The following is a 19,870-nucleotide window of genomic DNA, read 5'->3' as shown; positions in this document are numbered from 1 at the left end:
TTCCGGGTTATCCGGGCGGCCACTGGAGGCCGCGGCCGCCCAGGACGTGCGCGTGGGCGTGGAAGACGGTCTGCCCGGCGCCGCTGCCGGTGTTGAAGACGACCCGGTAGCCGCTCTGGTCGATCTTCTCCTCGCGGGCGACCTCCCCGGACTCGCGCAGCACGTCCGCGAGGATCGCGGGTTCGGCGGCCGCGAGGGAGGCGGCGTCCGGGTGGTGGACCTTGGGGATGACCAGGACGTGGGTGGGCGCCTGGGGGTTGATGTCGCGGAAGGCCACGGTCGTCTCGGTCTCCCGCACGACGGTCGCCGGGACATCGCCCGAGACGATTTTGCAGAACAGGCAGTCGGCCTGCGGCTCTCCGGCCACGGTCCGGTCCTCCTTGGTCGCGTTGATCAGGTAACCGCATGCTACTCAACGCGTTCCGGCCGGGTACGGGAGCACGGCGGGGGCCCGGGGCGTCCGCCGTGCGCTACTTGCCGCGGAAGGACTCCGTGACCGTCACGGTCACCGTGACGGTGGGGTTTCCGCCCGGGTGGTGGGTGGCGGGTCCGGTCGTCGGGGCGGGCCCGTTGCAGTCGCCGAGGACACTGGCGCGGAAGACGGTCCGGTCGGCGACCTTGGCCGTCAGGTCGCCCTTCACACAGCGGCCTCCGATCTCCTGGGTGACCGTCCCCTTGACCGTGATCGGCCGGCCGTCCTTGGTCTCACCCTGGCAGTTCACGTCGGCGACCTGCCGGGTGGCGCTGCCGGCCGAAGGGGTCGCGCTGGGGCCGCCCTTGAGGTCGGCCGTGCAGGTCAGCCATTTGATGTCGACGTGCTGGCGCTGGAGAGCGGCGGTGGCCGCCTGGTCCGTGGTGACCGCCACGGCCGCGGAGTTGAGCCCGCCCGCCGGGTCGCAGGCGGCCGCGCCGCCGATCGCGAGCGCGGCCGCGGCCAGGGCGGGCAGGGTCCGGTAGGCCCTGCGGCGGGCGGTGTGCTGTGCCGGGCGGTGTGACCTCGTGGCCCCCATGGGCGCCAGCGTGCCACCGTCGTCCCCGGCGCGGTAGACCCCCTGCGGCCATCCCGGCCGCTTCCGGCGCGGGCTCAGGCCCAGCGGCCCGTCCGGGACATCAGGACCGCCGCCGCCACCGTGCCCGCCGTCGACGTGCGCAGCACGCTGCTGCCCAGCCGGTACGGCTTCGCGCCCGCCTCCGCGAACGTGGCCAGCTCCTCCGGCGAGACCCCGCCCTCGGGCCCCACCACCAGGACGATCTCCCCGCGCTCGGGAAGTTCGGCGGTGGCCAGCGCGCCCGAGCCCGCGTCGCGGTCCTCGTGCAGGACCACCGCCAGGTCCGCCTCGGCGAGCAGCGCCGCGACCTGCTTCGTGGTCATCGCTTCGCGCACGTCCGGGAAGCGCACCCGGCGCGACTGCTTGCCGGCCTCGCGGGCCGTACCGCGCCATTTGGCGAGGGACTTGGCGCCGCGCTCGCCCTTCCACTGGGTGATGCAGCGCGCGGCCTGCCACGGCACGATCGCGTCGACGCCCGTCTCGGTCATCGTCTCCACGGCGACCTCACCCCGGTCGCCCTTGGGCAGCGCCTGCACCACGGTGACGCGTACCGGCGGCTCCTCCTCGCTCGCGTGCGCGGTGACCCGTACGACCAGGCGGTCCTTGCCCTCGGCCGCCACGACCACGGCGTCCGCCCAGGTCCCGGCGCCGTCGGTGAGGGTCACCCGCTCGTCGGCGCGCAGCCGTTTGACGGAGACGGCGTGCCGGCCCTCCGGCCCGTCCAGGACGAACTCACCGCCGGCCGGCACCTTGTCGACAACGAAGACCGGGGCGGTCATGACGTACTCCTCGTGTTGTTCAGGTTCTGCAGTTTCGCGGTCAACTCGGCCGCCGCGTCGTCCAGTTCGGCGGCCAGCACCTCGACGAGCCGTCCCGCCGGGAGCTCCCGGGCCAGCCGGTGGCCCTGGCCCGCCCAGAGCGCCATGCCCTGCGGGTCGCCCGCCTCGGCCGCGGCCTTGCGCAGGCCCGAGGTGAGCTGGTGCACCTGCGGATAGGCGGCGGGGGCGTACGGCCCGTGCTCCCGCATGAAACGGTTCACCAGGCCCCGCGCGGGCCGCCCGGAGAACGCGCGCGTCAACTCCGTACGGACGAAGAGGGGGTTGGTCAGCGCCTGCTTGTGCAGCACGTTCGCGCCCGACTCCGGGCACACCAGGAACGCCGTGCCCAGCTGGGCCGCGTCGGCGCCCGCAGCGAGCACCGCCGCGATCTGCGCGCCGCGCATCAGCCCGCCCGTCGCGACGATCGGCAGCTGGACCGCCTCCCGGACGAGGCCGATCAGCGCGAGCAGTCCGATGCGGGCCCCGCCGACCTGCGGATCGTCCTGGTAGGTGCCCTGGTGGCCGCCCGCCTCGACGCCCTGCACACAGACCGCGTCGGCCCCCGCCCGCTGCGCGGCCTGCGCCTCCTGGGGCGTGGTGACCGTGACGATCGTGTACGTGCCCACCTTCGCGAAGGCGTCGAGCACCGCTCGCTCGGGGCAGCCGAAGGTGAACGAGACGACCGGGACCGGGTCCTCGCGCAGGATCGCCAGCTTGGCCTCGTAGTTGTCGTCGCCACCGGAGTCGGCGTCGCCCAGGGGGGTCTCGTACCAGGAGGCCTCGCCCGCCAGTTGGTGGCGGTAGACCTCGATGGCGGCGGGGTCGGTGTGCGGGTCCTGGGGCATGAACAGGTTGACTCCGAAGGGCTGGCTCGTCAGCCCCCGCACCTGCTTGATCTCCTGGTACATGCCGTCGGCGGTCTTGTACCCGGCGGCGAGGAAGCCGAGCCCCCCGGCCTCGGAGACGGCCGCGGCCAGCGCCGGACCGGAGGCGCCGCCCGCCATGGGCGCCTGCACGATCGGATACCGGCAGAGATCGGTCAAAGCCATGCCCGCATCGTGCCACGACGTAGCTCTCGCACCGAATCGCCTCTTCCGCCCGGGGCGGGTGAGTCCGGCCACCTCGCGCGCGGGCCGCGCGCGCCGGACGGCTGGATTCCGCTCTGCGGACGGCGGAAAACGCGCCCGAACGACGAAGAGGGGCCACGGGGAACACCCCGTGGCCCCTCTTCACGGCCTACCGGCCGTTGAACGCGTCCTTCAGGCGGGAGAACAGGCCCTGCTGGCCGGGCTGGAACTGGCCCGTGGGGCGCTCCTCGCCGCGCAGCTTGGCCAGCTGGCGCAGCAGGTCCTCCTGCTGGGGGTCCAGCTTGCTGGGCGTGAGGACCTCGACGTGCACGATGAGGTCGCCCCGGCCGCCGCCGCGCAGATGCGTGATGCCGCGGCCGTGCAGCGGGATGGACTGGCCGGACTGGGTGCCCGGGCGGATGTCCACCTCCTCCATGCCGTCCAGGGTCTGGAGCGGCACCTTGGTGCCGAGCGACGCCGCCGTCATCGGGATGGTGACCGTGCAGTGCAGGTCGTCGCCCCGGCGCTGGAACACGTCGTGCGGCAGCTCGTGGATCTCCACGTACAGGTCGCCGGCGGGGCCGCCGCCGGGGCCGACCTCGCCCTCGCCCGCGAGCTGGATCCGGGTGCCGTTGTCGACACCGGCCGGGATCTTCACGGTGAGGGTGCGCCGCGAGCGGATGCGGCCGTCGCCCGCGCACTCCGGGCACGGGGTGGGCACCACGGTGCCGAAGCCCTGGCACTGGGGGCAGGGCCGCGAGGTCATGACCTGGCCCAGGAAGGACCGGGTGACCTGGGACACCTCGCCGCGGCCGCGGCACATGTCACAGGTCTGCGCGGAGGTGCCGGGGGCAGCTCCCTCGCCCGAACAGGTCGTGCACACCACGGCGGTGTCGACCTGGATCTCCTTGGTGGTGCCGAAGGCCGCCTCGTTGAGGTCGATCTCCAGGCGGATCATGGCGTCCTGGCCGCGGCGGGTCCGCGAGCGCGGTCCGCGCTGCGACGCCGTGCCGAAGAAGGCGTCCATGATGTCCGAGAAGTTGCCGAAGCCGCCCGCGCCGAAGCCGCCGGCCCCGCCGCCGCCCGACGACGACAGCGGGTCCCCGCCGAGGTCGTAGACCTGCTTCTTCTGCGGGTCGGAGAGGACCTCGTAAGCGGCGTTGATCTCCTTGAACCGCTCCTGGGTCTTCGGGTCGGGGTTCACGTCGGGGTGGAGTTCCCGCGCGAGCCTCCGGAAGGCCTTCTTGATCTCGTCCTGTGATGCGTCGCGGCGCACGCCGAGTACGGCGTAGTAGTCCGTGGCCACTTACGACTCCGCCAGGATCTGTCCGACGTAACGTGCCACTGCGCGTACCGCTCCCATCGTTCCGGGGTAATCCATGCGGGTCGGTCCGACCACGCCGAGTTTGGCGACCGCCTCGCCGCCGGAACCGTAGCCGACCGATACGACGGACGTGGAGTTCAGTCCCTCGTGGGCGTTGTTCTCGTGCCCGATGCGTACGGTCATGCCCGATTCCTTGGCCTCGCCGAGCAGCTTGAGGAGCACGACCTGCTCCTCCAGCGCCTCCAGCACCGGCCTGATGGTCAGCGGGAAGTCGTGTCCGAAGCGGGTGAGATTGGCGGTGCCGCCGATCATCAACCGCTCCTCGGTCTCTTCGACCAGGGTTTCGAGGAGGGTGGCGAGGACCGTCGAAACGGTTCCTCGGTCCTCCGGTTCAAAGGACTCCGGCAGGTCCTGCACCAGCTGCGGCACGTCCGCGAAGCGGCGCCCCACCACCCGTGCGTTGAGCCGGGCCCGCAGGTCCGCGAGCGAGGCCTCGCCGAACGGCGCCGGGCAGTCCACCATGCGCTGCTCGACGCGGCCGGTGTCCGTGATCAGCACCAGCATCAGCCGGGCCGAGGCGAGTGAGAGAAGTTCCACGTGCCGCACCGTCGAGCGGGTCAGCGACGGGTACTGGACCACCGCGACCTGCCGGGTCAGCTGCGCCAGCAGCCGCACCGTACGGGCCACGACGTCGTCCAGGTCGACCGCGCTGTCCAGGAAGTTCTGGATCGCCCGGCGCTCCGGCGACGACAGGGGCTTGACGCCCGCGAGCCGGTCGACGAAGAGCCGGTAGCCCTTGTCGGTCGGGATGCGGCCGGCGCTGGTGTGGGGCTGGGCGATGAAGCCCTCCTCCTCCAGCACCGCCATGTCGTTGCGCACGGTGGCCGGGGAGACCCCCAGCGCGTGCCGCTCGGTGAGGGCCTTGGACCCCACCGGCTCCTCGGTGCCGACGTAGTCCTGGACGATGGCGCGCAGCACCTCGAGCCTGCGTTCACTGAGCATCGCGCACACCTCCAGTAGCCGTCTTCTTGGCACTCACTGTGTTCGAGTGCCAGCAATCCCCCGGCCAGTGTACGGCCGACCGGTACGCCCCTAGCAAGGGCGGCCGACCACGCTACCGTGCGGCGACGCCGGTCGATTGCGGATAGCGTCGCGTCATGGACGTCAGTTGGGAAGAGTTCGGCTGGGAGCGGCTGGGTGACGGGGTGGGGCGCAGGCGCCTGCCGCGCTGGGACGCCACGGCCGCGCTGGTGGCCGGCGCGGGCTCGCTCCTCTTGTACGACACCGGCGCGACGCTCCGCGAGGGCGCCGAACTCCGCTCTCAGGCGGAGGCCCTCTTCGGCCGCCGTGTGACCCACATCGCGCTCAGCCATCCCCACTTCGACCACGTTCTGGGCACGGCCGCCTTCTCCGGCGCCGAGGTGTACGGGGCGGTCGGCATCGAGCGGGCCCTGGGGGGCGACGAGCTGCGCTCGGACGCGGTGAGCCACGGGGTGCCCGCCGGGGAGGCCGCCGAGGCGGCCGATCTCTTGGTGGTGCCGCACCACGCGGTGAGCGGCGAGTGGACGCTGGACCTGGGCGGCCGTCAGGTGCTGCTCGCCAACGTCGGCCCCGGGCACAGCGGCCACGACCTCGCGCTCCTGGTCCCGGCGAGCGGCGGCTCGCCCGAGATCGTCTTCTGCGGCGACCTGGTCGAGGAGTCGGGCGAGCCGCAGGCTGGCTCCGACGCGGTGGTGTCGCGCTGGCCCGCCGCCCTGGACCGGCTGCTCTCGCTCGGCGGCGAGGACGCGGTGTACGTGCCGGGGCACGGGGCGGTGGTGGACACGGCGTTCGTCCGCGCCCAGCGGGACCAACTCGCCGCGCGCTTCGGCCAGTCGTAACAGCCACGCTTCCGGGGGCCCTCACCCCCGGGCTGCCCCCGCCACCCTGACCGCATCCCCCGGGAGCCGCCCCCGGACCCCCGGCCGACCCCAATAATGAGCCCCATGCGCAGCTACAGCCCTGACCTCACCCCGCCCTGGCTGCATCCCCCGGGGGTCAACCCCCGGACCCCCGGCCGACCCCAATAATGAGGCCCATGCGCAGCTACAGCCCTGACCTCACCCCGCCCTGGAAGAAGAAGCAGGCGCCTGTTCCCGAGGTGCCTGCCGAGACGGACCTCGTCGTCGAGGAGGTCTCCACGGGATTCTGCGGAGCCGTGATCCGCTGCGAGAAGACGGCCGAGGGCCCGACGGTCACCCTGGAGGACCGCTTCGGCAAGCATCGGGTCTTCCCGCTCGCGCCGCGCGGGTTCCTCCTGGAGGGCAAGGTGGTCACGCTCGTACGCCCCTCCGCGTCGGCGCCCGTACGCCCCACCCGCACGGCCTCCGGGTCGGTCGCCGTGCCGGGCGCGCGGGCCCGGGTCGCCCGGGCGGGGCGGATCTACGTCGAGGGGCGCCACGACGCCGAGCTCGTCGAGAAGGTGTGGGGCGACGACCTGCGCATCGAGGGCGTGGTCGTCGAATACCTGGAGGGCATCGACGACCTTCCGGCGATCGTCGCCGAGTTCTCCCCCGGGCCGGACGCGCGGCTCGGCGTCCTGGTCGACCACCTGGTCCCGGGCTCCAAGGAGTCCCGCATCGCGGCGTCCGTCACCCACCCCGACGTGCTGGTCGTCGGACACCCCTACATCGACGTGTGGGAGGCCGTGAAACCGGCGTCCGTGGGGATCCCGGCGTGGCCGGTCGTGCCGCGGGGGCAGGACTGGAAGACGGGGGTGTGCCGGGCGCTGGGGTGGCCGGAGAACACGGGGGCGGCGTGGGCGCGCATCCTGTCCGGGGTGTCGTCGTACCGGGATCTCGACGCGTCGTTGCTGGGGTCGGTGGAGCGGTTGATCGACTTCGTGACCGTGCCGTAGCCCCCACCCCGCCCCTCCCCGAGACCCTCCGGGGGTTGAAGTGCGCTCCTGGGGCTCCGCCCCAGACCCCGTTCGCGCCTGAACGGCGCTCGTCCTCAAACGCCGGACGGGCTAAAGATGCCCATGCAGGCCAGCACCAGTGCTGTTAGGGGCGCGGGGAACTGCGCGAGCAACCAGGCACGGTCGACGGACGGCATCGGGGTTGGGGGCGCGAGGAACTGCGCGAGCAACCCCGCACGGCCTGCGGAGAAGAGCGGGTTTTAGGGGCGCGGGGAACTGCGCGACCAGCCACGCACGGCCCGCGGACAGAACGGGGTTAAGGGGCGCGGGGAACTGCGTGAGCGGGCGTGCACGGCCCCCGGGGTGGAGGGGGCGCGGGGCCCCGCGGTTGGCGGAGTGGTGGGCCTCAGTCGACCAGGGCTCGTACGACCGCGTCCGCCAGCAACCGCCCCCGCAGGGTCAGCACGGCCCGCCCCGAGGCGAAGGAGGGCGCGTCCAGGAGGCCGTCCTCCGCGGCGCGGCGGGCCGCCGCGAGGCCCGCGGGGTGCAGCAGGTCCAGCGGGCAGCCCTCGCGCAGGCGGAGCTCCAGCAGGATCCGCTCCACCCGGCGGTCCTCCCCCGCCAGGACCTCCCGACCCGCCCCGGGCGAGCGGCCGGAGGCCAGGGCAGCCGCGTAGGCGCCGGGGTGCTTCACGTTCCACCACCGCACCCCGCCGACGTGGCTGTGCGCCCCCGGCCCGGCGCCCCACCAGTCCGCCCCGCGCCAGTACAGCTCGTTGTGCAGGCAGCGTCCGGCCTCGGTGGTGGACCAGTTCGAGACCTCGTACCAGGAGTACCCGGCCGCGCCCAGCACCTCGTCCGCGATGAGGTACCGGTCCGCGTGCTCGTCGTCGTCCGTCATCGGCACCTCGCCGCGCCGGATGCGGCGGGCGAGCTGGGTGCCCTCCTCGACGATCAGGGCGTACGCGCTGATGTGGTCGGGCCCGGCGCCGACGGCCGCGTCGAGCGAGGCCCGCCAGTCGTCGTCGCTCTCGCCCGGGGTGCCGTAGATCAGGTCCAGGTTGACGTGGTCGAAGCCCGCCGCGCGCGCCTCGGCGACGCACGCCTCGGGGCGGCCCGGCGTGTGCGTGCGGTCGAGGACCTTCAGGACGTGCTGCCGGGCGCTCTGCATGCCGAAGGAGACCCGGTTGAAGCCGCCCGCCCGGAGCTCGGCGAGATAGGCGGGGTCCACCGACTCCGGGTTGGCCTCGGTGGTGACCTCCGCGTCCTCGGCGAGCCCGAACTCGTCGCGCACCGCCGCCAGCATGCGCACCAGGTCGGCCGCGGCGAGCAGGGTCGGCGTGCCGCCGCCGACGAAGACGGTCCGCACCGGGCGCGGGTCCTCGCCAAGCACCTTGCGGGCCAGCCGGATCTCCTCGACGACCATGTCCGCGTAGTTGTCGCGGGAGGCCAGGACACCGCCCTTGCCCACCAGCTCGCTCGCCGTGTACGTGTTGAAGTCGCAGTAGCCGCAGCGCGTCGCGCAGTACGGAACGTGCAGGTAGAACCCGAGCGGCCGGTCCCCCGCGCCCTCCAGGGCAGCACGGGGCAGCGACCCGTCCTCGGGCATGGGCTCACCATCGGGCAGTACGGAAGGCATGCCCCCATTGTCCGGCACGCCCGGCGCTCCCCCTACCGGGCCCGGTCCGCCCTCAGCTCGCCCGGAGCACGAGCAGGGCGAGGTCGTCGGCGGGCGGGGTGTCCCCGAAGTCGTGCACCGCCTGCTTGATCCGTGCGGCCACCCCGGACGCGGTCAGGCCCACGCAGCCGGCCAGCTCGGTGGCGAGGCCGTCGGCGTCGTCGAACATGCGCGGCCCCGAGCGCCGCTCGGTCACCCCGTCGGTCACGCACAGCAGGGTGTCGCCGGGGAGCAGGCGCAGGCTCTCGCTCTCGTAGCGCACGCCCTCGACCACGCCGAGCAGGATCTGCGGGTCGGCCGCCGGCCGGACCGAGCCGTCCGGCCGCAGGAGCAGCGGCAGCGGGTGCCCGGCGCTGGCCAGGGTGCAGCGCACCGAGCCGCCGGCGTCGTCCGGCACGAGTTCCCCGTACAGCAGGGAGAGGAAGCGGGCCTGGGAGTCGTCCGGCGCCCCGGTGCCGGTGGCCGGGTCCGCGGTGGCGAGCCGGACCGCGGCCTCGGCCGCTTCGGTGGCGTCGTCGACGAGCAGCTGGTTGAGCCGGTCCAGCACCTCGTGCACCGCGTACCCCTCGCGGGCCAGCAGTCGCAGCCAGGGCCGGGCGAGGCCGGTGACGACGGCGGCCTCGGGGCCGCTGCCCTGGACGTCGCCGAGCGCGAAGCACCAGCGTCCGTCGGCGCCGGGGAAGACGTCGTAGAAGTCGCCGCCCGCCAGCGCCTCGTTGCTCGGCTGGTAGACGAAGGCGCTGTCGATGCCGGGGATCTCGGCGACCCGGGTGGGCAGCAGCCCGCGCTGGAGCACCCTGCTGATGGTGGCCTGCCGGGTGTACTGGCGGGCCGCGCCGATAGCGAGGGCCACCCGGCGCAGGAAGTCCTCGATCAGGCCGGTGACCTCGTCGGGCAGCCGCACGAGGCCGGCCCGGCCGAGCAGCAGGACGCCCATCTCGCTGCCGCCCGCCACGAGGCGGTAGGCCAGGGCCGTGCCGTCGCCACCGAGTTCGGGCGCCCGGGGCCACGGCATCGGGACCGGGCCGCCGCGCGCGGAGGCGGGCAGCCGGGGCGGCTCCTTCTCGACGGCGGCCCGCAGGGGTTCGATGGCGGACTCGCGCGCGTGCCAGACCCGGGCCAGGCGGGGCGCGGCCAGGGGCCCGCCCGCGTCCTCGTCGAGCCAGATCGCGCACCATTCGGCGAGCCGCGGCACCAGGAGCTGTCCGGCGAGGGCCGCGATCATGTCCTCGTCGAACTGCCCGGCGAGGAGGTCCGAGGCCTCGGCGAGGAAGGAGAGGGCGCCCCGGTTGACCCAGTCGCGGTCGTGCCGGCGCGGCGTGCGGTACGGGGACGGCGCGAGGATCTCGGCGACGCGCAGGCCGCGTTGGAGGAGTTCGTCACGGTGGGCGCCGACCTGTTCGGGTGGCTCCTGCTCGTCCACGGTGAGGCGGGCCCAGACGGTCTTGAGCCCGGTGCGGTAGGTGATGCCCCAGCATTCGGCGAGGGCGGCGACGACCTGGAGTCCGCGCCCGTACTCGTAGGCGGCCCCCTCGTCCCGGGCCGACTGCGGTTCGCTGCGTACCGCGCGTGAGGGATGGTGGTCGGAGACCTCGATGACGAGGGCGGCGGGTTCCGGCTCCTCGCCGCTCTCCAGTCGGCACAGGACGTCGACGGTGGTGCCCGCGTGGACGACGGCGTTGGTGACCAGCTCGTTGACGACGACGGACGCCTCGTACGCGAACTGCTCGGTGAACTCGGCGAGTTGGGGCTCTCCGGGCGGGCGGATCCCGGCCCAGTCGGCCAGCGCGGCCCGTATGAACCGTCGGGCGGCTCCCGGCGCGAGGGGGTTGCCCGGCAGGCTGGTACGCGCGCTCGGAAGGGCGCCGCGCGCCGCCGGGGGGTTCGCCGGGACGGGGGCGGGGGCGTCGCCCGGGGGCGCCTTCGCCGTCTCGGCCGGGTCGTAGGAAGTCGGGGGATACAGGCCGTTCATGCTCTCCCGCTGCGCTGGTGAGGGTGCCACGGTGTCGCTCCTGACCGGTTCTCGCGAATGCGCCGCTCACGACACCGACAGAGTGACAGACTGAGCGGGCCCATAAGCACCGAGTCACCGAAGTGGGCCCGCATGAACAGAGACAGTGCTATGCCGACGGACGAGGTCGGATGGGTGCGGGCGGCGGAGCTCCGGCCCCTGCTCGCGGCCATGACGGCCCTGCGCGACGGCGACTTCCGGGTCCGGCTCCAAGAGGTCCACGAGGGCATGCCGGCCGAACTGGCCGCGCTCTTCAACCAGGTGGCGGTGCGCAACCAGCACTTCACCGACGAGCTGATGCGGGTGCGCCGCGAGGTGGTCCGGCACGGCAGGCTCGACGAGCGGCTCGCGGCCAGCCCCGGGCAGGGCGCCTGGACCGCCGACATCGGCCACGCCAACACCCTGCTCGACGCCCTGGTGGTGCCGGCGGCGAACGCGACGCGGGTCCTGGACGCGGTGGCGGGCGGCGATCTGACCCAGCGGGTCGATCTGCACGACGGCAACCGGCAGTTGCGCGGTGATCTGCGCCGGCTCGGGCGGGCCGTCAACAAGATGGTCGACCAGCTCTCGCTGTTCACGGGCGAGGTGACCCGGGTGGCCCGCGAGGTCGGCACCGAGGGGAGGCTCGGTGGACGGGCCAAGGTGCAGGGCCTAAGCGGCAGTTGGCGCGACGTCACCGAGGCCGTGAACACCATGGCCTCCCGGCTGACCGCCCAGGTCCGTGACATCGCGGCCGTGACCACGGCGGTGGCCCGCGGCGATCTGACCCGTACGGTCACGGTCGAGGCGACCGGCGAGCTGCTCGAACTGAAGCTGACCGTGAACACGATGGTGGACCAGCTGTCCGCGTTCGCCGACGAGGTCACCCGCGTGGCCCGCGAGGTCGGCACCGAGGGGCGGCTCGGTGGCCGCGCCCAGGTGCGCGGGGTGTCCGGGGTCTGGAAGGACCTCACGGACAACGTCAACTTCATGGCCTCCAACCTGACCTCCCAGGTCCGCAACATCGCCCAGGTCACCACCGCCGTCGCCAACGGCGACCTCTCCCAGAAGATCACCGTCGACGCTCAGGGCGAGATCCTGGAGCTGAAGTCGACGATCAACACGATGGTCGACCAGCTCTCCGCCTTCGCGGACGAGGTCACCCGCGTCGCCCGCGAGGTCGGCACCGAGGGCAACCTCGGCGGCCGGGCCCAGGTGCGCGGGGTGTCCGGGGTCTGGAAGGACCTCACGGAGAACGTCAACTTCATGGCGGACAACCTGACTTCACAGGTCCGCAACATCGCGCTCGTGTCGACGGCCGTCGCGCAGGGCGACCTCGGCAAGAAGATCACCGTGGAGGCGAAGGGCGAGATCCTGGAGCTGAAGTCGACCATCAACACGATGGTCGACCAGCTCTCCGCCTTCGCCGACGAGGTCACCCGCGTCGCCCGCGAGGTCGGCACCGAGGGCAACCTCGGCGGCCAGGCCCAGGTGCGGGGCGTGTCGGGGGTGTGGATGGACCTCACGGACAACGTCAACTTCATGGCCTCCAACCTGACCTCCCAGGTCCGCAACATCGCCCAGGTCACCACCGCCGTCGCCAACGGCGACCTGTCGAAGAAGATCACGGTGGACGCCCGGGGCGAGATCCTGGAGCTGAAGGACACCGTCAACACGATGGTGGAGCAGCTGCGCGCGTTCGCCGACGAGGTCACCCGGGTGGCCCGCGAGGTCGGCACCGACGGGCGGCTCGGCGGCCGCGCCCAGGTCCTTGGCGTCTCCGGGGTGTGGAAGGACCTCACCGACAACGTCAACTACATGGCGGACAACCTGACTTCACAGGTCCGCAACATCGCCCAGGTGGCCACGGCGGTGGCCCAGGGCGACCTGTCGAAGAAGATCGACGTGGACGCGCGCGGCGAGATCCTGGAGCTGAAGACCACCATCAACACGATGGTGGACACGCTGTCCTCGTTCTCCTCGGAGGTCACCCGCGTGGCCCGCGAGGTCGGCAGCGAGGGCCAGCTCGGCGGCCAGGCGCGGGTCGAGGGCGTGTACGGGACGTGGAAGCGCCTGACGACGAACGTCAACGAGCTCGCCCTGAACCTGACCACCCAGGTCCGCGCGATCGCCGAGGTCGCCTCGGCCGTGGCGCAGGGCGACATGTCGCGCTCGATCACCGTGGAGACCCGGGGCGAGGTCTCCGAGCTGAAGGACAACATCAATCTGATGGTGTCCAACCTGCGCGAGACGACCCGCGCCAAGGACTGGCTGGAGTCCAACCTCGCCCGGCTGGCCGGGCTGATGCAGGGCCACCGGGACCTGATGGAGGTCGCCGACCTGATCCTGCGCGAGCTCACGCCGCTGGTGAACGCCCAGTACGGCGCCTTCTTCCTGGCCGACCCCGACAACGAGGGCGCGCCCTCGCGCATCACCAGCTCCGCCAAGGGCCTCGCCTTCATCGCGGGGTACGGCTCGGCGCAGGGCGCGACCGTGGACACGACGGGCATGCCGGGCCACGGCCTGGTCCGCCAAGCGGCCCTGGAGAAGAAGCGGATCCTGCTCGAAGAGGCGCCGCCGGACTACATCAAGATCAACTCGGGGCTCGGCGAGGCCTCCCCCGCCAGCGTCGTCATCATCCCGATCCTCTTCGAGGACAAGCTGCTCGGCGTGATCGAGCTCGCCTCCTTCTCCCGCTTCTCCGACGTCCACCTGGCTTTCTTCGACCAGTTCGTGAACACGATCGGCGTCGCGATCAACACCATCATCGCCAACTCCCGCACGGAGTCGCTCCTGAGCGAGTCGCAGCGCCTGGCGGTCCAGCTCCAGGAGCGCTCGGACGAACTCCAGCGCCAGCAGGCGGAGTTGCAGCGCTCGAACGCCGAACTGGAGGAGAAGGCGGCCCTGTTGGCGACCAGCTCCCAGTACAAGTCGGAGTTCCTGGCGAACATGTCGCACGAGCTGCGCACCCCGCTCAACTCGCTGCTCATCCTCGCCCGGCTCCTCTCCGACAACCCCGACGCCCACCTGTCCGACCAGGAGGTGCAGTTCGCGACGACGATCCACCGCTCGGGCTCGGACCTCCTCCAGCTGATCAACGACATCCTGGACCTGTCGAAGATCGAGGCGGGCCGCATGGACGTCCGCCCCAAGAAGCTCCCCCTCATCAAGCTCCTCGACTACGTCCACGCCACCTTCCGCCCCCTCACCCTCGACCGCGGGCTCGCCTTCGAGGTGGTGGTGGGCGAGGACGTGCCGCGCGAGATGTACTCCGACGAGCAGCGCATCCAGCAGATCCTGCGCAACCTGCTGTCGAACGCGATCAAGTTCACCTCGTCGGGCCGCGTCGAGCTGCGCGTCAGCCGCCTGCGGGACCCGGAGGACGGGGTGCTGCACGGCGCCGACGACCTGCTCGCCTTCGCCGTCCGCGACACCGGCATCGGCATCGCCGCCGAGAAGCTCCCGGTGATCTTCGAGGCGTTCCAGCAGGCCGACGGCACCACCAACCGCAAGTACGGCGGCACCGGCCTCGGCCTGTCCATCAGCCGCGAGATCGCCGGGCTGCTCGGCGGCCGCATCATCGCCGAGAGCGAGCCGGGCCGCGGCTCCACCTTCACCCTGTACGTGCCCGTCCTCTACCCCGGATACCCCGGGCACCTGCCGAGCGAGGCCGAGCAGCACCTCCCGGACGTCACCCTCGGCTCCTCCCACCGGCTCTCGGACACACACGTCCTGCTGCCCGACCAGGACGACGGCTGGCCCACCAGCACACGGCTCGAGGAGTGGAAGCTGGGCCGGGCCGGTCAGGTCCTGCCCGGCCGGCGGGTGCTGATCGTGGACGACGACATCCGCAACGTCTTCGCCCTCACCCACGTCCTCGGCCGGGTCGGCATGCCGGTCCTGTACGCGGAGAACGGGCGCGAGGGCATCGAGACCCTGGAGCGCAATCCCGATGTCGAGCTGGTCCTGATGGACATCATGATGCCGGAGATGGACGGCTACGAGACGATCGAGGCGATCCGGCGCAGCCCGCTGTGGACCGATCTGCCGATCGTCGCGCTGACCGCGAAGGCGATGCCGGGCGACCGCGAGAAGTCGATCGCCCGGGGCGCCAACGAGTACGTGCCCAAGCCCGTCGACGTGGACCTGCTCCTCGGCGTCGTCTGCGGCCTGCTGGACCCCGAGGCCCGGCCGGATCAGGCCGAATCCACCCCGTCCGTCCCGGAGCAGTCCAGCGGCACCGGGGAGTCCGCGGCTGCGCCACCGAACGCGTGAGGCGACCGGCAATGAGCGCAGAGGCAGCGCCCGGAGACCGGGCGAGCATCCTCCTCGTCGACGACATGGAGGACAACCTGATGGCCCTGGAGGCCGTCCTCGGCTCCCTCAACGAGCCGCTGGTCAGGGCGCGTTCGGGCGAGGAGGCGATGAAGGCGCTGCTGCGGCAGCGGTTCGCGGTGGTGCTGCTCGACGTGCGGATGCCGGGCATGGACGGCTTCGAGACGGCGTCCAACATCAAGCGGCTCGACCAGACGAAGGACGTGCCGATCATCTTCCTGACCGGCACGGACGGCGATGACGGCTACGCGTTCCGCGGGTACGCCACGGGCGCGGCGGACTTCCTCACCAAGCCCTTCGACCCGTGGGTGCTGCGCGCCAAGGTGAACGTGTTCCTCGAACTGCACCGCAAGAACCGGCAGTTGGAGCGGATGCTGGCCGCCGAGCACAAGCAGTTCGACCTGATCGCCGAGCGGCTCGGCGCGATCGAGGACGAGCTGGCCCGGGGCGGGCTCGCCGAGGTGGCGGAGCTGCGCGACCGGATGGGCCGCCTGGAGGAGGCCCTGCGGGCCCTGAGACGGGCCCGCGGCATCCCCTAGCTCTACTCAGGCCTCGCGGGAGCCCGCGTACATCTCCTCGATCAGGTCCCGGTACTCGCGCTCGACGACCGGGCGCTTCAGCTTGAGGCTGGGCGTCAGCTCGCCGTGCTCCACGTCGAGATCGCGCGGCAGCAGCCGGAACTTCTTGATCGTCTGCCAGCGCTGGAGGCCCTCGTTGAGCCGCTTGACGTAGCCGTCGACCATCTCCACGGTCTTCGGGGACGCCACGATCTCGGCGTACCCGCCGGCGATGCCCTGCTCCTTGGCCCAGCCGAGGATGGTGGGCTCGTCGAGCGAGATCAGGGCGGTGCAGAAGTTCCGGTCGGCGCCGTGCACCAGGATGTTGGAGACGAACGGGCAGACCGCCTTGAACTGGCCCTCGACCTCGGCGGGCGCGATGTACTTGCCGCCGGAGGTCTTGATGAGGTCCTTCTTGCGGTCGGTGATCCGCAGGTAGCCGTCCGCGGACAGCTCGCCGATGTCACCGGTGTGGAACCAGCCGTCGGACTCCAGGACCTCGGCGGTCTTCTCCGGCAGCCGGTGGTAGCCCTGCATGATGCCGGGGCCGCGCAGCAGGATCTCGCCGTCGTCCGCGATCCGCACCTCGGTGCCGGGCAGCGGCTTGCCGACCGTGCCGGTGCGGTAGGCCTCGCCCGGGTTGACGAAGGAGGCGGCCGAGGACTCGGTGAGGCCGTAGCCCTCCAGGATGTGGATGCCGGCGCCGGCGAAGAAGAAGCCGATCTCGGGCGCGAGCGCCGCCGAGCCGGAGACGCAGGCCCGCAGGCGTCCGCCGAACGCCTCGCGGATCTTGCTGAAGACCAGCGCGTCGGCCACCTTGTGCCTGGCGGCGAGCGCGAACGGCGCCCCGGGGCGGCCGGTGCGGCGGAAGTTGTCCTGGCTGACCTTGGCGTACTCGCGGGCCACCCCGGCCGCCCACTGGAAGATCTTGTACTTGGCCCCGCCGCCCTCGCGTGCCTTGCCCGCGACGCCGTTGTAGACCTTCTCGAAGATGCGGGGCACCGCGGCCATGTAGGTGGGCTGGACCACCGGCAGATTCTCGATGATCTTGTCGATCCGGCCGTCGACGGCCGTCACGTGGCCGACCTCGATCTGGCCGGAGGTCAGCACCTTGCCGAAGACGTGCGCGAGCGGCAGCCAGAGGTACTGCACGTCCTCGCTGGTGATCAGCCCGGTCGCGACGGTCGCCTTGGCCATGTACGACCAGTTGTCGTGCGGCAGCCGTACGCCCTTGGGCCTGCCCGTGGTGCCGGAGGTGTAGATGAGGGTGGCGAGCTGGTCGGCGGTGATGGCCGCGATCCGCTCCCGGACCGCCTCGGGGTTCTTCTCCAGATGGGCGGCGCCGCGCGCCTCGACCTCGGCGAGACTGAGCACCCAGCCCTCCGGGTCGCCCTCGGCGGGCTCGGCGCCGGCCGGATCGATGACCACGACGTGCCTGAGGTCGGGCAGCTCGGCGCGGCGCTCGCGGGCCTTGGCCAGCTGGGCGGCGTCCTCGGCGATCAGGACGCGGCTCTCGGAGTCGGCCAGGATGAACGCCGACTCCTCGGCGTTGGTGGAGGGGTAGATCGTGGTCGTGGCGGCGCCCGCGCACATCACGCCGAGGTCGGCCAGGATCCACTCGACGCGGGTGGAGGAGGCGAGCGCGACCCGCTCCTCGGGGCGCACCCCGAGGTCGACCAGGCCCGCGGCGATCGCGTAGACCCGCTCGGCGGCCTGGGCCCAGCTCAGCGACTTCCACTCGTCGGGGGCCTGGCCCGCGGCCGGTACCGGGTAGCGGTAGGCCTCCGCGTCCGGCGTGGCGTCCACGCGCTGGACGAAGAGGGTCGCCACGGACGGCGGCCGATTCTCGATCAAGGTCTGTGTGTCGCTCACGACGTCCTCCGGGCTGGCCTGCGGCAAGGCTGCGCGACTGGCTGGTTGTCCGAGTGCTCTGGCTGTCCGACGCTTGTTTAACTGGCGAGTAACCATCGGGCCGTGATCAGAGTAGAGCGCCGCCGCCCGGCGCGTAAGGGGCAACGGAGAGTGGTTTCATAACGAACGGACCCCCGCGCGAAGGCGTGGGGGTCCGTTGGTGTCGGTGGTGCGGAGGACCGGTGATCCTCTGCGTACTACTTCTTCTTGCCGCCCGACTCGTCGCTGGAGAGCACCGCGATGAAGGCTTCCTGGGGGACCTCGACGGAGCCCACCATCTTCATCCGCTTCTTGCCCTCCTTCTGCTTCTCGAGGAGCTTGCGCTTGCGGGAGATGTCGCCGCCGTAGCACTTGGCGAGGACGTCCTTGCGGATGGCGCGGATCGTCTCGCGGGCGATGACCCGGGAGCCGATGGCGGCCTGCACCGGCACCTCGAAGGCCTGCCGCGGGATGAGCTCGCGCAGCTTGGCGACCAGGCGGACGCCGTAGGCGTAGGCCGCGTCCTTGTGGCAGACGGCGGAGAAGGCGTCCACCTTGTCGCCGTGCAGCAGGATGTCCACCTTGACCAGGCTGGCGGCCTGCTCGCCGGTGGGCTCGTAGTCGAGCGAGGCGTAGCCGCGCGTCTTGGACTTCAGCTGGTCGAAGAAGTCGAAGACGATCTCCGCGAGCGGCAGCGTGTAGCGGATCTCGACGCGGTCCTCGGAGAGGTAGTCCATGCCGAGCAGGGTGCCGCGGCGGGTCTGGCAGAGCTCCATGATCGAGCCGATGAACTCGCTGGGCGCGAGGATCGTGGCCCGCACGACCGGCTCGTACACGTCCGAGATCTTGCCCTCGGGGAACTCGCTCGGGTTGGTGACCGTGACCTCCTTGCCGTCCTCCAGGACGACCCGGTAGACCACGTTCGGCGCGGTGGCGATCAGGTCGAGGCCGAACTCACGCTCCAGGCGCTCGCGGATCACGTCCAGGTGCAGCAGGCCGAGGAAGCCGACGCGGAAGCCGAAGCCGAGGGCCGCAGAGGTCTCGGGCTCGTACACCAGGGCGGCGTCGTTGAGCTGGAGCTTGTCGAGGGCCTCGCGCAGGTCGGGGTAGTCCGAGCCGTCCAGCGGATACAGACCGGAGAAGACCATCGGCTTCGGGTCCTTGTAGCCGCCCAGCGCCTCGGTGGCCCCGTTGTGCAGGCTGGTGATGGTGTCACCGACCTTGGACTGACGGACGTCCTTCACGCCGGTGATGATGTAGCCCACCTCGCCGACGCCGATGCCGTCGGCCGGGGTCATCTCGGGGGACGAGACGCCGATCTCCAAGAGCTCGTGCGTGGCGCCGGTCGACATCATGCGGATGCGCTCGCGCTTGTTGAGCTGGCCGTCGACGACACGGACGTACGTGACGACGCCGCGGTAGGAGTCGTACACCGAGTCGAAGATCATCGCGCGGGCGGGCGCGTCGGCGACGCCGACCGGGGCGGGCACGTCGCGGACCACCCGGTCCAGGAGCGCGTCCACGCCGACGCCGGTCTTCGCCGAGACCTTCAGCACGTCCTCCGGCTGGCAGCCGATGAGGTTCGCGAGCTCCTCGGAGAACTTCTCGGGCTGCGCGGCCGGCAGGTCGATCTTGTTGAGGACCGGGACGATGGTGAGGTCGTTCTCCATGGCCAGGTACAGGTTGGCCAGGGTCTGCGCCTCGATGCCCTGGGCGGCGTCCACCAGCAGGACCGTGCCCTCGCAGGCGGCCAGCGAGCGCGACACCTCGTACGTGAAGTCCACGTGACCCGGGGTGTCGATCATGTTCAGGATGTGGGCCCGGCCCTGGCCGGGGCCCTCGGTGGGGGCCCACGGCAGACGGACCGCCTGGGACTTGATCGTGATGCCGCGCTCGCGCTCGATGTCCATGCGGTCGAGGTACTGAGCGCGCATCTGCCGCTGCTCGACCACGCCGGTCAGCTGGAGCATCCGGTCGGCAAGGGTCGACTTGCCGTGGTCGATGTGCGCGATGATGCAGAAGTTGCGGATCAGCGCCGGGTCGGTACGGCTCGGCTCGGGCACGTGGGGAGGAGTCGCGGGCACGCAGGGTCCTGATTCTTGAGACGCGCGGTCGAATCGCGGCGCCTCGTCTCGGGTCGACGACGGTTCGATACGTAAGTAGCAGCCTCTATGGTCCCACGCCCGCGGGCCTGTGCTCGGTTTGGGCTGGTCGGGGGGCGGCTGGTACCGTGGACAGCTGTGTCTCGTCACCCTTGTGGCGGCGG

At 71.8% G+C, this 19,870-nt stretch carries 14 protein-coding genes; 4 read left to right on the top strand and 10 right to left on the bottom strand.

Annotated features, from left to right (window positions below):
• Positions 1–7 precede the first annotated feature (7 nt).
• The 6 genes from AC07F3_RS07325 to hrcA form a co-directional block, all read right to left on the bottom strand.
• A complete protein-coding gene (locus tag AC07F3_RS07325) occupies positions 8–367 on the bottom strand; it encodes a histidine triad nucleotide-binding protein (RefSeq protein ID WP_479111337.1) in 360 nt (119 codons plus the stop codon).
• 103 nt (positions 368–470) lie between these two features.
• Positions 471–1,010, bottom strand: coding sequence for a hypothetical protein (locus tag AC07F3_RS07320; protein ID WP_479111335.1), 540 nt, complete (start codon positions 1,008–1,010; stop codon positions 471–473).
• Positions 1,011–1,084: 74 nt separating this feature from the next.
• On the bottom strand, positions 1,085–1,828 hold the full coding sequence (locus AC07F3_RS07315; protein ID WP_479111333.1) for a 16S rRNA (uracil(1498)-N(3))-methyltransferase: 744 nt from the start codon (positions 1,826–1,828) through the stop codon (positions 1,085–1,087).
• Entirely contained in the window at positions 1,825–2,916 is a 1,092-nt protein-coding gene (locus AC07F3_RS07310) for a nitronate monooxygenase (protein ID WP_479111331.1), read from the bottom strand. The genes AC07F3_RS07315 and AC07F3_RS07310 overlap by 4 nt, the downstream gene beginning before the upstream one ends.
• Before the next feature lie 187 nt (positions 2,917–3,103).
• Positions 3,104–4,240: a molecular chaperone DnaJ gene (gene dnaJ / locus AC07F3_RS07305; RefSeq protein ID WP_114035367.1), complete on the bottom strand. Its 1,137-nt coding sequence runs from the start codon at positions 4,238–4,240 to the stop codon at positions 3,104–3,106.
• A complete protein-coding gene (gene hrcA, locus AC07F3_RS07300; RefSeq protein WP_479111329.1) occupies positions 4,241–5,260 on the bottom strand; it encodes a heat-inducible transcriptional repressor HrcA in 1,020 nt (339 codons plus the stop codon). It lies immediately after the preceding gene.
• A 155-nt stretch (positions 5,261–5,415) separates the two neighbouring features.
• Between hrcA and AC07F3_RS07295 the strand changes: the two genes are divergently transcribed.
• The gene (locus tag AC07F3_RS07295) at positions 5,416–6,138 is read left to right on the top strand and encodes an MBL fold metallo-hydrolase (protein ID WP_479111327.1); all 723 of its coding nucleotides are present in this window, start codon (positions 5,416–5,418) and stop codon (positions 6,136–6,138) included.
• A gap of 197 nt (positions 6,139–6,335) precedes the next feature.
• The gene (locus tag AC07F3_RS07290) at positions 6,336–7,154 is read left to right on the top strand and encodes a DUF3097 domain-containing protein (protein WP_479111326.1); all 819 of its coding nucleotides are present in this window, start codon (positions 6,336–6,338) and stop codon (positions 7,152–7,154) included.
• A 406-nt stretch (positions 7,155–7,560) separates the two neighbouring features.
• On the opposite strand, the gene hemW is transcribed toward AC07F3_RS07290, so the two are convergent.
• Both hemW and AC07F3_RS07280 read right to left on the bottom strand, forming a co-directional pair.
• The gene (hemW, locus tag AC07F3_RS07285; RefSeq protein ID WP_479111324.1) at positions 7,561–8,793 is read right to left on the bottom strand and encodes a radical SAM family heme chaperone HemW; all 1,233 of its coding nucleotides are present in this window, start codon (positions 8,791–8,793) and stop codon (positions 7,561–7,563) included.
• A 52-nt stretch (positions 8,794–8,845) separates the two neighbouring features.
• Positions 8,846–10,804, bottom strand: coding sequence for a SpoIIE family protein phosphatase (locus AC07F3_RS07280; protein WP_479111917.1), 1,959 nt, complete (start codon positions 10,802–10,804; stop codon positions 8,846–8,848).
• A gap of 210 nt (positions 10,805–11,014) precedes the next feature.
• Between AC07F3_RS07280 and AC07F3_RS07275 the strand changes: the two genes are divergently transcribed.
• Positions 11,015–15,097 carry a HAMP domain-containing protein gene (locus tag AC07F3_RS07275; RefSeq protein ID WP_479111915.1) on the top strand — a complete coding sequence of 1,361 codons (4,083 nt, stop codon included), beginning with the start codon at positions 11,015–11,017 and terminating at the stop codon, positions 15,095–15,097.
• Between the two features lie 11 nt (positions 15,098–15,108).
• Positions 15,109–15,696, top strand: coding sequence for a response regulator (locus tag AC07F3_RS07270; protein WP_479111322.1), 588 nt, complete (start codon positions 15,109–15,111; stop codon positions 15,694–15,696).
• A 6-nt stretch (positions 15,697–15,702) separates the two neighbouring features.
• Here the strand turns inward: AC07F3_RS07270 and AC07F3_RS07265 are convergent, their stop codons facing one another.
• Entirely contained in the window at positions 15,703–17,586 is a 1,884-nt protein-coding gene (locus AC07F3_RS07265) for an AMP-dependent synthetase/ligase (RefSeq protein WP_479111320.1), read from the bottom strand.
• A 236-nt stretch (positions 17,587–17,822) separates the two neighbouring features.
• A complete protein-coding gene (gene lepA, locus AC07F3_RS07260; RefSeq protein WP_479111318.1) occupies positions 17,823–19,688 on the bottom strand; it encodes a translation elongation factor 4 in 1,866 nt (621 codons plus the stop codon).
• Positions 19,689–19,870: the final 182 nt, after the last annotated feature.

The sequence above is a fragment of the Streptomyces sp. NPDC045846 genome (genome assembly GCF_056431605.1).
This window is presented reverse-complemented; position numbering and strand designations above follow the sequence as displayed.